The following is a 14,583-nucleotide window of genomic DNA, read 5'->3' as shown; positions in this document are numbered from 1 at the left end:
ACTTCACTTCTTAAGGATTATCTGAGTTCAGTATACTGCTACCGTTGTTTTAAAACATGTTCTAACCAAAAAAGATCCATGGTCGAGTGATCTCAAACCATGGATCTTTAATTTTGGCTACCAGCTGGCTTTTTTGACACCTGGCAGCTGACCTTTATGAGCCAGTTCACGGAAATTCAGTCGTGACAAGCCAAACTTACGCATGTAGGCATGGGGCCGACCATCCAGACGATCACGATGATGCAGACGAACCGGTGCTGAGTTGCGTGGCAGCTTTGACAAACCGATATAGTCGCCAGCTGCCTTCAGTTCGGCACGCTTGGCTGCATACTTTTCAACCAGCGCTTCTTGATGCTTAAGCTTGGCAATCTTGGATTTCTTTGCCATTTTCTTCCCTCCAATTGATCATAAATTTTGTTTTAGAAAATAAGATTTTTACATTTGCATAGTCATTCGTTTGCTATTATGCCAAGCTGAATTATTAAACGCAAATTTTTCGCCTTACTTTTTGTAATTAAATTCAGATCAATCGTATTTTTGATTCAAGCATTGTTACCCCAAGCTACCGGTATCTATTAGAAGCGCTGCTTGTTAACGCGATCGGCATAGGCTTGATATTCAGCCAGATAGTCCCATTTATGATTGATCTGATCCAGCAATTCCTGGTCATGCGTATTAACACGGCCAGTTTCTAAAGTCCGCTTATAAAGTTCCAGATAAGGAATGTCAGCTTCAACGGCCAACTCATATTCGGATTCGCGATCATAAGCCACATGCCGATAGTCCAGCTCAGCAATCCCATCATCGTCAACTTCCAAAATCAAATAATGAGCACGCGTGTCATGCTGCAGCGGCCACCAGCCATTAAACGGCTCACCAACCGATCCAGGATTTAGGATCAAGCGCTCGTCACTGGCATAGCGCATCAAGCTGTGGTGCACGTGAGCATAAATGGCAACGTCTTGATTGTTAAAGCCGTCAAACAGCTTATCAAAATGTTCAACGGGATTGGTTGGAAACAACGCCTGCCCCATATTGAGAGTTGGCAGATTATGCGAGATGCCAAACGTCAGCTTGCCCGCCTGCTTTTGAACGTGCAGTGGCCAGCCGGCAATTTCGTCAATTACACCAGCAGATACGTGCTCGCCAACGTATTGTGCCAACCGGGCAAAATAGATGCGCGATGGTTTTTCCAGATCCATTTGTCCTCTCACGCCCTTAACCGTCAGATCATCCCAGTTGCCACGCACCATTACGGTTGGCTGCATCTGTTTGATCAAGCGCCAGATCTCCATTACGCCTGGACCAGGCATCAATAGATCACCAATGAACCAATATTCATCAACATTATGACGCAGGCTGTCAGCATACATTGCCTGCAAGGCGTGCAAATTGCCGTGCACGTCGGAAAAGACCGCGATTCGGTTGCTCATGATGTCACCTCGTTATTTATTCATAAAATCAATCATATCAAAACTCACCGGCTGCTGCCCAATAAAAATTGAAAAACCGACTTTCTGGGCTTGTTTTGTAGGGCGCTTACAATGCTAGACTAGATAAGTATGAATTTATATTCTTTGTCTACTTTATAATGCTTTATTTTTAGGAAAGGAAGTCTTTTATGTCCGCAAGCACTGTCGATGCGCGCACTCGTCGCAGCGTTACGATCATTCTTCTGGTCGCCAGCTTCATTAGTCTGGCCAGCCAAACAATGATGGTTACCGCGCTGCCGGTTATCAAAAATGATCTGCACGTTTCATTAAATGCCGTTCAATGGCTCACAACCGGCTATACGCTTTTGATCGGGGTTATTACGCCACTGTCATCCAATATTTATGAACGCTTCACCAACCGAGGCGTCTTCTTGTCAACGGTTGGTACTTTCATTATCGGAACGCTGCTTGGCTGTTTTGCCAATAACTTTTGGTTGCTGCTGTTGGCACGGTTGGTTCAGGCTTGTGCCGGTGGGATCTTGATGACGTTTCAGATGACGACGATGATCACCATCTATCCCCCCGAAAAACGCGGCTCCGTCTTGGGCATGTCAGGCCTGGTTATCGCTTCTGGACCGGCTTTGGGGCCTTCATTGTCCGGGTTGATTTTGGAATACTTCTCATGGCGCTACATTTTCATCTTTGTACTGCCTTTGATGCTTTTGGTCTGGATAGGTGCCTTCTTTAAGATGCCTAATTTTTCCAAGCCACGACCAATCAAGATCGATCTGGTATCGGTTTTGATCTCTTTAATCGGCTCATCACTGATTCTGGGCAGTCTGACGGTCTTTGAGATCAATCTGCTGGCTGGTTTGGCCATGCTGATTGTTGGTTTGATCATTATGTGGTACTTTGTCAAGCGCCAGCTGCACATGGCCGATCCGATGCTAAAGGTTCAAATCGTTCGTTACCCATCATTTCGGATGATGACGGCTGTCGGCTGCTGTGCGTTCATGATTTTGCTGGGAACCGAGCAGCTGTTGCCAATCTTTACACAAAATGTTATGCATGTTGGCAGCTTTAAGTCCGGATTGATTCTGCTGCCAGGCGCGCTTTGCAATGCGCTGGTGGCACCAATTGCCGGTCGGCTGTACGATCAATATGGACCAAAATGGCTGATTACGACCGGTGGTATCCTGACGCTTTTGGCTTCGATTCCGCTGGTCAACGTCAATGCTCACATGCCAATCTGGGTACTGACGGTTGCCTATATGACCCGTTTGATCGGTAACGCCTTTTTGTTTAACCCAGCTCTTTCTGAAGCCTTTTCACAATTGGCTCCTAATGAAAACAGTCACGGAACCGCACTTAACAACACATTGCGGCAAGCTTGCGGGGCTACTTCGGTTACGCTTTTGGTCGTTATCTCAGGACTGCCGGCTTCTTTGACAACCGGAGTACGAGCTGCTATGTGGGTAACCGTTGGCCTGGCTATTTTGATGCTGGTAATCTTTTATCGTTATCTGGGTTGGAAAAAGCGCCAACAAGGATAATCCGTCTTAAATCTAATTGGGGGTGATTTTTTGCAAGACTCAGATATCGGTACTCATCACGAGCTGCCCAGCAAATGGCATCAGACTTTTTATACGCTGTGGTTTGGCTGTTTTATTACCGGAATGGGATATTCGATGACCATGCCGTTTATCTCGCTTTTTATTGATGAACTGGGCCATTTTTCGCGCTTTCAGCTTAATATATATTCTGGCTTGGCTTTTGCGGCAACCTTTATTTCCCAGGCAATTGTCTCACCATACTGGGGCAGTCTGGCTGATCGCAAGGGCCGTAAATTAATGTGCATGCGAGCATCTGGCGTAATGGCCTGTACGATTTTTTTGACGGGGCTTTCGGTCAACGTCTGGATGATTATTGGTCTGCGTTTTTTACAAGGTGCCTTTTCTGGCTACATTAACAATTCGATTGCACTGATGGCTGGTGAGACGCCACACAGCAAATCCGGCTGGGTCATGTCGGCGATGACAACCGCCGGCGTAACCGGTAATCTGATCGGACCGCTGTTGGGTGGTACTCTGTCAGGTGCCTGGGGATATCGCGTCCCATTTTTTATTACTGGCGGATTGATGCTGGGCGTTTTTATCGCCACCTCGCTGCTGGTCAAAGAAAAGTTTACCCCAATCAAAAAGGAAAACATGAAACCGATGCGGGAATTGCTGGGCCAGATCGACAACGTCCAATTAATTGTGGTCATGTTCATAACTACCATGCTGGTACAATCATCAGTCATGTCAATCAACCCTATCGTCTCACTTTACGTTAGGGAAATGATGCATGATTCTGGCAACATTGCATTTGTTGCAGGGATCGTCGCCGCCACGCCTGGTCTGGGCAATCTGGCAGCGGCTTCTAAGGTTGGTCATACCATGGATCGCATTGGACCTAAGATAGTCTTGATGACTGGTCTGATCGCTGCTGCTTTATTGTTTATTCCGATGACTTTGACCAATTCACCATGGATGCTGGCATTTTGGCGCTTTTTGCTTGGTTTTGCCAATGCAGCTCTAATGCCGGCGGCGCAGACAATTCTAACGCTAGAAGTACCAACAGAGGCTTTTGGTCGCGTCTTTAGCTATAATCAATCCTTCCAAGCTGCTGGGTCAGTGCTGGGGGCCTTGCTTGGCTCCACGATCTCTGGGCTTTTCAGTTATTCGGCCGTCTTTGCCATTACCGGCTGCACACTGCTTTTGGATTTCTTATTAGTCTATCTGACACAGCATCGCAAAATTAACTAAAAACTGAAAATCGCATCGGGCTGCTCCTCCGATGCGATTTTTTGATTTTGGTTGACTTTTTCTATTAATTAAAATAAAAGAGTAGCCAGAAAGCCTTTATATCAAGGTCTTCTCTGGCCACTCTCGGAATTAGGAAAATTTGAAGTGTGCCAGCGCTTGCCGACGCTGACAACTGATTAGAAATCCTTCGCTGATAGATTTCTAATCTATACATAACATTATACGGATAAAACCACCGCTTATCATTAGGCACCACAACCAAGATTTTCCATTTTACTTGTTTGATTCGTTTAATTCATCGGCGTCTTCATTGCCGCGCAACAGCCGGTGAACCCCCAATGCTTGATAGAGTTCAAATGATTCTGGCATTACGCCGGGAACAAAGCCAAATCGGTTACTGATCTTGTTGAGACGATACTTGATCGTATTCCGGTGAACATAGAGAAAGTTACCGGCCTGCTCGATATTTTGCGGTGTATCGAGCAAAAAGGTCAGCAAGGTCTCGACCAGGTTATGCTGCATGGCATCCAGCCGCTTTTGCCAACGAATAACCTCGGTGCCTTCTTCCTGCAGTTCTCTTTGACATCCCCTGGCAAACTCAAGGTCAGCTTGATTGAAAAACGACCGGTGCGGCAGGATCGTCTGCGCTGCTGACATGTATTGACTGACCAATTGATACAGTCTTTGAATACCGCCAAAGCCATCCACCATCGTTGCCGAAACAACGACGCATTGAGCAGTCAATTGCTGATCGTCTTTTTTAAATCCACTCTCCCAGCTCTGCCATTCTTGATAGGATGGCGATTTTTCCAGCAAAACGATCAATTGATCATTGTACCAGTCACTAATCATGTGGCCAGCAATCCGTAACGTTAACTGATCGACCCATTTTTTCAGCTTGGACTTGTTGACATTGTTTGGACAGCTGATCACCAGCGCTGCCTGCGTGTCTTTCAGATCGAAGCGGTACTGACGCCCCAATTGGGCTGCTCGTACGACCTGACCTTGAATAATTGCCCGAATCAAATTTTCATCATCTTGGCTTTGATTGCCCCAAAGATTCAAAGCCGTCTGTAAGGTTTCGGCAACGCGCTCACAGGTCAGGTTGGTTACCGTTTGTCGGCTGATGATCAGCACCGTGTATGGACTGTTTGGTAACTGCCAGTGCGTGATCTTCATACCATCAGTCGTCGTCACCGGCAGCTCACCATTAATATTGATCTGTTCGATTACGTTTAAGAGGTTTTCCCAATTAACGGCTGTGCCTTTAGGCCAGGTCTCACGATACAGAATCCCGCCTTGATTATCAATAATTGCTAGTGATGCATCAATTTCTGCGGCCAGCAGCTTTAAAACCTCACCAACGCTGCGCCGATATTCGGGCATTGCCGAAATTCGGCCGATGATTGTTGGCGCAAAACTGGGATGACGCATGCGATCTTGAAAAATCGCAAACATAATCTCCGAGATCACGGCACTGTAAGACAGATTCTTTTGTGTTTCCTGAGCAAAAATTATCAAGAAATTCAGCTGATCAGCTGTTTCCTTGATCTTAGGCGGCAGTGTAGGTACCTTGTCACCGACATAGTAGACAACCACGCCAACACAGCCGTTTTTAGCCAGCTGTTCGATCTGACGACAATCAGTCACTACATCATAGTTATGATCGATCGAGGTCAAAAGCAGCTGCTCATTAGCCGAATTTTCCGGCTGATAGAGTTCTCGTTGGGCAACCGACGTCGCTGTAAAGTCGATTACCGATACTGTTGAAACCACTCGATCCAGCCCTACTTCACCTGCGACGACATGCGATCGCGACATGGTTGGCAGTTTCAATAGGTCGCGAACCCGGACACTCATATTTCCCACTTCCAATTCAAGATTAAAAAAATATTAAAATAATGATAACATATTCTAAATAAAACCGCAATTTCTCATTTAATAATAAAAAAAAGACCGTGGTTTGTCAATTCAAACAGGCAAACACGATCTATATCATTAATTCTTAAAACTATGAACTGGTGCCGGAATTGTACCACCGCGACTGATCATGGCTGCTGAAGAGGCATGGCTGACATCCATAATTGGTGCATAGCCAAGCAAGCCACCAAACTCAACCGTGTCACCAACTTTTTTCCCAGGAACCGGAATCACCCGTACTGCCGTTGTCTTGGCGTTGATCATCCCAATCGCCGCCTCATCGGCAATCATACCACTGATGGTTGAGGTCTCAATGTCGCCAGGTACGGCAATCATGTCCAGCCCAACCGAGCAGACTGCCGTCATGGCTTCCAGCTTGGAAACGTTCAAATAGCCGGCATTAACGGCCTTGATCATCCCAGCATCCTCCGAAACCGGAATAAAGGCACCAGAAAGCCCACCAACGTGACTGCAGGCCATGATACCACCTTTTTTAACCGCATCGTTAAGCATGGCAAGTGCCGCCGTAGTACCATGCGCACCAACACTTGACAGCCCGATTTCTTCAAGAATCTCGGCAATAGAGTCGCCAATTGCCGCTGTTGGAGCCAACGAAAGGTCAACAATTCCAAACTTGGCACCCAAACGCTTGGCTGCCGTGGTACCGACCAGCTGGCCCATCCGCGTAACCTTAAAGGCCGTCTTTTTGATGGTTTCGGCTACAACGTCCATTGACTCGCCCTTGACTTTTTCCAGCGCCGCCTTAACGACACCAGGACCCGAAACGCCACAGTTGATAACCACATCAGACTCGCCGGCGCCATGAAAGCCCCCAGCCATAAATGGATTGTCCTCAACCGCGTTGCAGAAGATTACCATTTTGGCATTGTTCATGTAGTCCAGCTCAGATGCTTTTTTGACGACTTCGCCCATTTCCTTGACGGCATCCATATTGATCCCCGTCCGCGTTGAACCAACGTTGACTGAGGCACATACCAGATCAGTCTGCGTTAAGGCTTCCGGCAGTGATTGAATCAGAGTCTTATCGCCATTTTGGTAGCCTTTTTGCACCAGTGCCGAATAGCCCCCAATAAAGTCAACACCGACCGTCTTGGCTGCTTTATCCAGTGCCAGTGCATACTTAACGTAGTCATGATCATGAGAAGCCGCCGCAATCAATGAAATTGGCGTAACCGTGATCCGCTTATTGGCAACCGGAATCCCAAACTCGGTTTCAATCTCTTCACCAACGCGTACCAGATCCTTAGCCTTGGTTGTAATCTTATCGTAGATTTTTTGGCAGGCCAGATCACTATCGCTATCGATACAGTCAAGCAGAGAAATTCCCATCGTAATCGTTCGCAGGTCCAGCTTTTCTTCTGAGACCATGCGAATCGTTTCCATAATCTTTTCGGTTTCCAAGGCAATCCTCCTATAGCTGGTGCATGGCGTCGTACATTTCTTGATTGCGAATGTTGATATCAACTCCCAGCTTGGTGCCCAATGCATCCAACTCTTGAGTCAGCTTTTCAAAATCGGCAGTGGCATCGTCAACGTCAACCATCATCATCATCGTAAAGTAGCCATCCATAATCGTTTGCGAAACGTCAACAATATTAATGCCACTTTCTGCCAGATAGCTGCTGACACCGGCAATAATCCCGGTTTTGTCCTTACCAATCGTAGTTAAAATTGCGCGCATGGTCTTCCTCCTAAATAAATGCTTAGAAATTGATTATAATCATCTTAACATACTTAACGAACTATTTTAATAAAACAATTAATAACAACTGCTTATTTTAGCTGTTTTTTAAGCAATTGGATCGACATGACCAATAAAGCGGATAAAATACGAACTTCACATTAGATTTGATGATTTTTGATAAACTCACGAAACTCACGACCAAACCGCAGTTTGAAGCGAGCCAAAAGCTGTGAATCCTGTTTCATTGTTGAGATCATCGGACTGTCAGGGTCGTCTGCATCCAAGGGTGCCATGATCCCGGTCGTCAGCGGCCAAAACAAGGCAATCTCGTCGGGCAGCTGTGAATCATCGGGATGTGCTGTAACGTACTGATCCAAAAAATGCGCAATCTGCTGCGTCTGTTCCATAAATTCATACATTGCCGATTCCATGGCCTGCTGGGCAGCGGTTCGCTGATAGATCACCGCATTGCGCTCCCAGTCGTATAAGCCGGTTTGGGTAATCTCACTAAAAAGTGCCGCCAGCCCACTTAAAAAGTCGGCATCCTCATCAATGGCAACCTTCATTCCCAAAATATCAGCATATGACAGCTCGGATACGCCCAGCGTTTTTTCTTCAGTAGTCGGATCATAGATTTCAACTTCCCAGTGCGTGCCAAACTGAGAAGCTTGGTCTTGATAGCTGACCAAAAGAAGCTCATCGCCAGGCTCTAGATTTTGCTCGGTTAGCCCAGCAATTACGCATCTGGCCATAAAAATACCGATCAGTGTCGCACTGGATGGCAATGGCAATCCAGTCAACTCCGCCAGCTCTTTTTGCAGATCCAACAGTTCGGTTTGATGCTGGCGAATCATTGCCGCGTGCTGGTCTGCCGTTAAAAATTCGCTTCCCCATTTTTGTCCCAGCTCATATAAGCAGACATCGCTGTTTAAGGTGCGAATGATGTCTTGCCACGTTATTGTTTTCAATGCGCTCACCATTTTCTTTTCCTAATTCTTCGTGGTATCTTATTTTAACACGTTTGAATTTCGCGAACAAATGTTTGATAAATAAAAAAGTCAGACCGTAATAATCGATCTGACTTAAATTTGAAAAGTCAACCACCATCGGCTAAAGTCGATGGCTTGTGATCAGACACCCCGATATTGAGTGCCTGAACCACAATTTGCATAGATACGGACGATTTACTCAAACAGCCACAGTTGCTTGAGCAGTGATCATCTAATTACCAATGCCTTTTACATTCCCAGGTTGCCATAGGAATGATATATCAATAGTTGTTAGATAGTCAGTCTTATAATGCTGTAATACTCACTTTGGTTCTCAGCGAGGCAGTTACTAAGTCAATTACTATCTACAAGTATTATATCTTGTCAGGCCTATCCATCTCATGACTAAAGTCACGGGATTTCCGGCTAGGCATAATTAAATATTAGTTCTTACGCTGATATACAATCTCACCATCAACCAGCGTCAGGTCCGCCGTGCCATAGACCTTTTGGCCGGTAAATGGGTTGTTGACGCCCTTGGAAAGGTAGTCAGCCTCATTAAGCGTCCGTTGCGTATCCAGGTCAAAGATCGCAATATCAGCTGGCTTACCCGGTTCCAAATGACCGGCTTCTTTAAGACCAAAAATATCAGCCGGCTTGGTACTCATCCAGTTCAGCAATTGTTCCAACGTGCAGAAGCCGCCTTTGACAAACTTGGTGTACATCATTGGAAATGCCGTCTCACTGCCGGTAATACCGTTGGCTGCACCGCGCATGTCATCTTTAGGCTTTTCATCTTTGGAGTGTGGCGCATGGTCAGTGGCGATCATGTCAACCGTACCATCCAACAGCCCCTCAATCAATGCCTGCCGGTCGTCTTCATGACGCAGTGGCGGATTCATCTTGTAATATGAGTTGTTGGCTGGAATATCTTGGTCAGCCAACAGCAAATGATGCGGCGAGGCCTCGCAGGTTACGTTAACGCCTTGAGACTTGGCGAAGCGCACCATTGCGATGCTTTCTTTAGTTGAGATATGGCAGATATGGTAGTGAACCCCGGTTGCGTTGGCCAAAACCAAATCCCGCGCGACCTGAGCTGATTCAGAAACGCTTGGTGCACCAGGCAGGCCTAATTCTTCGGCCCGCTTGCCGGCAGTCATAATCCCGCCAAATAGTAATGAATCGTCTTCCACGTGGGCTGCCAAGATCATATCTTCTTTAGCAATCCCTTCCATAGCTTGATACATCGTACCTGCCGTCTGTACACCGCTGCCATCGTTGCTAAAGGCATAGGCACCGGCTTGCTTGAGAGCATGAAAATCTACCAGTTTCTCACTGGTGCGGCCATGCGTAATTGCACCATATTGGAAAATGTGAACGACGCCTTCTTTTTGATTCAAAGAAGTCTGTGCCTGCATGCGTCCTGGCGTGTCAGGTACCGGATCAACGTTTGGCATGGCACCGACTGTGGTAAAACCGCCATGAGCCGCTGCCTTGCTGCCGGCTTCAATCGTTTCCTTATAGGTTTGACCCGGTTCTCTGAAATGTACGTGAACGTCGACCAGTCCTGGTGCTACTAATTTGTTTGTTGCGTCAATCGTTTCATCAGCTGCCGGCAGATCGTTGCCAATTGCTTGAATCTTGTCATCAGCAATCCGGACATCCGTTTTAACCAATTGGCCGTTTACAAAAACCGTACCGCCTTTAATCAGTTTTGTCGTCATCTTATTCTAAACCACCCAACTTGCGACCGCGCAATACTGCTTCAATCATTGCCATCCGCATGAAGACCCCGTTTTGCATCTGACGGAAGAAGACCGACTTAGGCGCCTCAACCAGTTCACTGGCCAGTTCAACGCCTCGGTTGATTGGACCTGGGTGCATAATGATGGCATTATCTTTCATCTTGTTGTAGCGGTCTTGATTCATACCATACTTTTCGTGGTAGGCTTCCTTGCTGAAGTCTTTTTCGTGAGCATCATCGTTGGAGAGACGTTCATGCTGAACCCGCAGCAGCATGATGGCATCCATTTCGTCAACCAGCTCATCAACCGGCTTGTATTGACCATATTGCGTAAAGTCTTCGTTGAACCAGTATTCTGGACCAGAGAAGTAGACCTCGGCTCCCAGCTTGTTAAGCAGCTGTGCATTGCTGCGGGCAACGCGGGAGTGGCTGATGTCACCAATGATGGCGATCTTCAAGCCCTTGAACGTACCAAACTGTTCATGAATCGTCATAACGTCCAGCAGACATTGTGATGGGTGCTGACCGGAACCATCCCCGGCGTTGACGATGCCGATGTTGGTCTGTTCGCCTTCTTTGGTGTTGATCAAAGGTTCGTAGTAATTATTTTCGCTGTGACGAATTACGGCCAAATCAATGCCAAGTGCCGTCATTGTCAGCATCGTGTCATACAGCGTCTCACCCTTTTTAACTGAAGAGTGTGTAGGATCAAATGGGATCTCCGTCAATCCCAGCTTGCGTTCTGCTACGGCAAAGCTGGTGTGCGTACGCGTGGAGTTTTCAAAGAAGCCGTTAACAACATAGACTGGCTTGTTCAGTTGTGGTACGGCACCACCACGCTTAAAGTACTCGGCACGAGCAATCAAAGCGTTGACTTCATCGGCTGACAGATTCTCAACACTGACAAAGTTTTCTAAGCGGACAAGGTTCATAGGTTCTAACATTTTGACAAAATCCTTCCTTAAATTCACGAGTAACCGTTTGGACGCTCACTGTCGTCCTTTAAATGGCGGATTAAGAATCCTCCTTTGTGAATTTGCCCTTAAAAAAACGCCACCCTCCATTTGAGGGCAGCGTTCAACGAAAACAGCATTCACCATGCCGCAATTTAATTCGTTTCCTTGCTAGCCTCTCTGGACTAAACTTAAAGGACATTTATTCATCGCAATAAAGATACTCGTTGTTTCCTGCTTTGTCAATTGTATTTTTTGGGTAAATCGTTATGAAAAATCATTTTTTAAGCTGTTTTTATGTTTATAAATGCCTTAATAGCAGTGTTTGTACTGTTTTTTAAAAAAATTGCCGATTGCCATTAATTGTCAATCAGCAGCTCATTAATCACTTTATCATCTTTTTTTAATATTTCTCAGCATAAAACTGTACTTTCGCCAATCAAATATGATAAATTTTTTCTAATAAGATTTTTGCAAATGGGGGATTTTTTCGATGAAACCAAAAATTGCGATTCCAGCCGCAACCTTAACAGAAGCTACCAACGTAATCAATGAGCGCAATGCTCCATTTGCGCCAAAGCCAATCATTGAGGCGGTCGTTAAATCAGGCGGCGTTCCAGTAATTTTTCCAAGCGTTCAGCCCGATTTATCACCTGAATATCTGGATATCTTTGATGGCGTCGTATTTGCCGGTGGCGCCGATGTTGATCCAACCTTTTATGGTCAGGAACCACACATGAATCTGGGAATGACTTACCGCAAGCGTGATTTGTTTGAGATCGCCCTGCTCAAAGGTGCGGTTCAATCCGGCAAGGCCATTTTGGGTATCTGCCGTGGTATGCAGCTGATCAACATTGGTTTGGGCGGAACAGTATATCAAGACCTTTCCGAAAACCCGGATGCGCATTTAAAGCACAGCCAAGACGCACCGGGCAACTTACCTTCACACCATATTGACGTTGATATGGACAGCCATCTCTATAAACTGATCGGCAAGCATCCCTACATCAACTCACGGCACCATCAAGCCATTGATCGGATTGCACCTTCGCTTGAAGTAGCCGCCCGTGCCCAGGATCAAGTCATCGAGGCCCTGGAATCAAAGGACAGCGATCAGATTCTGGCCGTACAGTGGCATCCCGAAAACATGTACAAGCACTACCGCGAGTCCCAGGCTATCTTTGGTGACTTTATCCATCGTTCTGCCAAGGTTGCAGCGCAACGTCATCATCTCAACAATCAAAAATAGTCAGCTAATTTAAAAACAGCACTACCAAAATTTAGGCAGTGCTGTTTTATTATTTGCTTATTTATCCAACTGACGCTTCAGTTCATCGGCATCAGGAATATGATCACCGGCAAAGCCCTGGAATGGATGCAAAGACTCCATGGCTGCTTCTTGATAACGACGCGCTCGGCGTAATGCATAGTTTTCCAAAGAGCCATTTTCAACATAATTCATCAGTTTGGCACTTGGCGTGGTCTTTGGATTGATGATGCGATCCTCCAAGTCCTCTAAGATCTCAGAAAACTCCGGTCCCAGCTGAATCTGGTTGGCATAGCGCTCCAAGCTCTTGATCATCGCCAGGGCCTTGTTTTGATAATGACATGGCTCAGTCGGCAGTTCTTTAACCACCACGTCGTTCATCTCATCAGCGTTGTCCAAAACTCGATTGACTTCTTCTGGCTGCAGGGCTGGATGCATGATAAAGTAGCTGGCCAGCAGGCGAATAAAGCGTAGCGTGTCCGTTCTAACGCCTACTGAGCTGCTTGGGTCCAGATCAAGCATCCGCAATTCAATGTACTCAACGCCGGTTTTAGGCAGTTCTTTTAGATTTTGATTGCCCTTAAACCGCACACTGCCATGAAATTCATAATCAGAGGTCAAAATTCCCTGCTTAACCCCATCTTTAATCCGGTCAACATAGCTTTGTACATCGGTATAGTCACCCTTGAACTTGGTACCAAAGCCATATGAACTTTGGCGAATACTGCGAACCGGATGATCCAGTCCCTTGCCCTTGTCAAAATAATTGGCCTCGGCAATTGGGCTGGCCCCAAACAGATAAGTGATAAACCAACGATAGCGAACGAATCCTTGTGCTAAGACCGCATACAGATAGTTGCGAACCGCTTTTTCATCCTTGAATTTATTGGGAAATCCCTCCTTAACCAAGTCAACGATGTGCTGATCGATACTGAGGTTGATGTGAACCCCACATGGCGTCCCTTCCGAATAGCTGTGACGTTTGGTCCATTCTTTTAAATAGGCTTCCTTTTTTGGCCCCATTTTTGCCAATCGCAATTGTGACTTATCAGCTGGCAGCTTAGGTGGCATCGACAGTGGCCATAACAGTTCTCCAGGAGCCAGTGCCGCACGCAAGGCATTATTAATTTTATAAAGGTAGTGCATTGCATCCAAAGAGTGGCTGGCAGCCGGCGTTACCATTTCAGGCATCGTTTCCAAATAATCATTGGTCAGCCAAGGGTTGGTCTTTTCATCGCCAATCGCGGCTGGATACGGTTCCTGACTGATATTACCAACTTCGTCTACTCGCTGCATCTCAACTTCCAATCCCATTGTAAAGTCAGAAGTCTTGGCAACCGCCTTATTTGCAAAAATGAGTTCACCAATTTGACTGAACATAATTAGAATTCCTCTCTCAAATTAGAAATTTCTAATATTATACAATCAATCTTCTTATTTTTACAAGCTATAATTGATCATTTAATTAAGTTTAACAGCCATAATAACTTTAATCAAAAAAACTTGCTTAAATTAATGTTTGCTCCGCCTGTCAATTTATCCTATAATTTTAATGTTACTTTGAAAGCACAGGAGATAATTAAATGAAAAAAACGTTGCAAGAATTTAAAGATTTCATTTCACGCGGTAATGTTATGGATATGGCCGTCGGGGTAATCATTGGTGTTAACACCGGTTCTAAAATGTAAGAAAACACCGATTTGAAATTGTCGGTTTTCCTACAATTTTTTATACTAATTGCATTAAATCTTTTGAGGTGATTTGA

12 protein-coding genes and 1 pseudogene are annotated in these 14,583 nt (G+C 45.9%); 4 read left to right on the top strand and 9 right to left on the bottom strand.

Annotated elements, in window-relative coordinates; translation table 11 throughout:
• Window positions 1-117 precede the first annotated feature (117 nt).
• Together rpsN and QOS03_RS03030 are read right to left on the bottom strand one after the other, a co-directional pair.
• Window positions 118-387 carry a 30S ribosomal protein S14 gene (gene rpsN / locus QOS03_RS03035; RefSeq protein ID WP_006499939.1) on the bottom strand — a complete coding sequence of 90 codons (270 nt, stop codon included), beginning with the start codon at window positions 385-387 and terminating at the stop codon, window positions 118-120.
• A gap of 188 nt (window positions 388-575) precedes the next feature.
• A complete protein-coding gene (locus QOS03_RS03030; RefSeq protein WP_272209357.1) occupies window positions 576-1,433 on the bottom strand; it encodes a metallophosphoesterase family protein in 858 nt (285 codons plus the stop codon).
• A gap of 188 nt (window positions 1,434-1,621) precedes the next feature.
• Between QOS03_RS03030 and QOS03_RS03025 the strand changes: the two genes are divergently transcribed.
• Window positions 1,622-2,986 (top strand): DHA2 family efflux MFS transporter permease subunit, encoded by a 1,365-nt coding sequence (locus tag QOS03_RS03025; RefSeq protein ID WP_283575292.1) that lies wholly within the window; start codon window positions 1,622-1,624, stop codon window positions 2,984-2,986.
• A gap of 30 nt (window positions 2,987-3,016) precedes the next feature.
• Window positions 3,017-4,240: an MFS transporter gene (locus QOS03_RS03020; RefSeq protein ID WP_283575291.1), complete on the top strand. Its 1,224-nt coding sequence runs from the start codon at window positions 3,017-3,019 to the stop codon at window positions 4,238-4,240.
• Window positions 4,241-4,513: 273 nt separating this feature from the next.
• On the opposite strand, the gene QOS03_RS03015 is transcribed toward QOS03_RS03020, so the two are convergent.
• The 6 genes from QOS03_RS03015 to QOS03_RS02990 all read right to left on the bottom strand — a co-directional run bounded on the left by QOS03_RS03015 (window position 4,514) and on the right by QOS03_RS02990 (window position 11,542).
• Entirely contained in the window at window positions 4,514-6,100 is a 1,587-nt protein-coding gene (locus QOS03_RS03015; protein ID WP_283575290.1) for a helix-turn-helix domain-containing protein, read from the bottom strand.
• A gap of 138 nt (window positions 6,101-6,238) precedes the next feature.
• A complete protein-coding gene (locus QOS03_RS03010) occupies window positions 6,239-7,582 on the bottom strand; it encodes a PFL family protein (protein ID WP_283575289.1) in 1,344 nt (447 codons plus the stop codon).
• Between the two features lie 10 nt (window positions 7,583-7,592).
• Complete coding sequence (locus tag QOS03_RS03005; protein WP_169461394.1) at window positions 7,593-7,862, bottom strand: ACT domain-containing protein; 270 nt, start codon at window positions 7,860-7,862, stop codon at window positions 7,593-7,595.
• Window positions 7,863-8,023: 161 nt separating this feature from the next.
• Entirely contained in the window at window positions 8,024-8,833 is an 810-nt protein-coding gene (locus tag QOS03_RS03000) for a hypothetical protein (protein ID WP_283575288.1), read from the bottom strand.
• Between the two features lie 464 nt (window positions 8,834-9,297).
• Window positions 9,298-10,578 (bottom strand): dihydroorotase, encoded by a 1,281-nt coding sequence (locus QOS03_RS02995; protein WP_283575287.1) that lies wholly within the window; start codon window positions 10,576-10,578, stop codon window positions 9,298-9,300.
• 1 nt (window position 10,579) lies between these two features.
• Window positions 10,580-11,542: an aspartate carbamoyltransferase catalytic subunit gene (locus QOS03_RS02990; protein ID WP_283575286.1), complete on the bottom strand. Its 963-nt coding sequence runs from the start codon at window positions 11,540-11,542 to the stop codon at window positions 10,580-10,582.
• Between the two features lie 502 nt (window positions 11,543-12,044).
• On the opposite strand from QOS03_RS02990, the gene QOS03_RS02985 reads away from it, so the two are divergent.
• A complete protein-coding gene (locus tag QOS03_RS02985) occupies window positions 12,045-12,800 on the top strand; it encodes a gamma-glutamyl-gamma-aminobutyrate hydrolase family protein (RefSeq protein WP_283575285.1) in 756 nt (251 codons plus the stop codon).
• Between the two features lie 57 nt (window positions 12,801-12,857).
• On the opposite strand, the gene QOS03_RS02980 is transcribed toward QOS03_RS02985, so the two are convergent.
• Complete coding sequence (locus tag QOS03_RS02980; protein WP_283575284.1) at window positions 12,858-14,198, bottom strand: glutamate--cysteine ligase; 1,341 nt, start codon at window positions 14,196-14,198, stop codon at window positions 12,858-12,860.
• Window positions 14,199-14,401: 203 nt separating this feature from the next.
• Here QOS03_RS02980 and QOS03_RS02975 point away from each other — a divergent pair.
• Window positions 14,402-14,482: pseudogene (locus QOS03_RS02975) on the top strand (MscL family protein); the annotation flags it as partial.
• Window positions 14,483-14,583: the final 101 nt, after the last annotated feature.

This window comes from Limosilactobacillus pulli (assembly GCF_947381555.1).
Classification (GTDB): Bacteria; Bacillota; Bacilli; order Lactobacillales; family Lactobacillaceae; genus Limosilactobacillus; species Limosilactobacillus pulli.
This window is presented reverse-complemented; position numbering and strand designations above follow the sequence as displayed.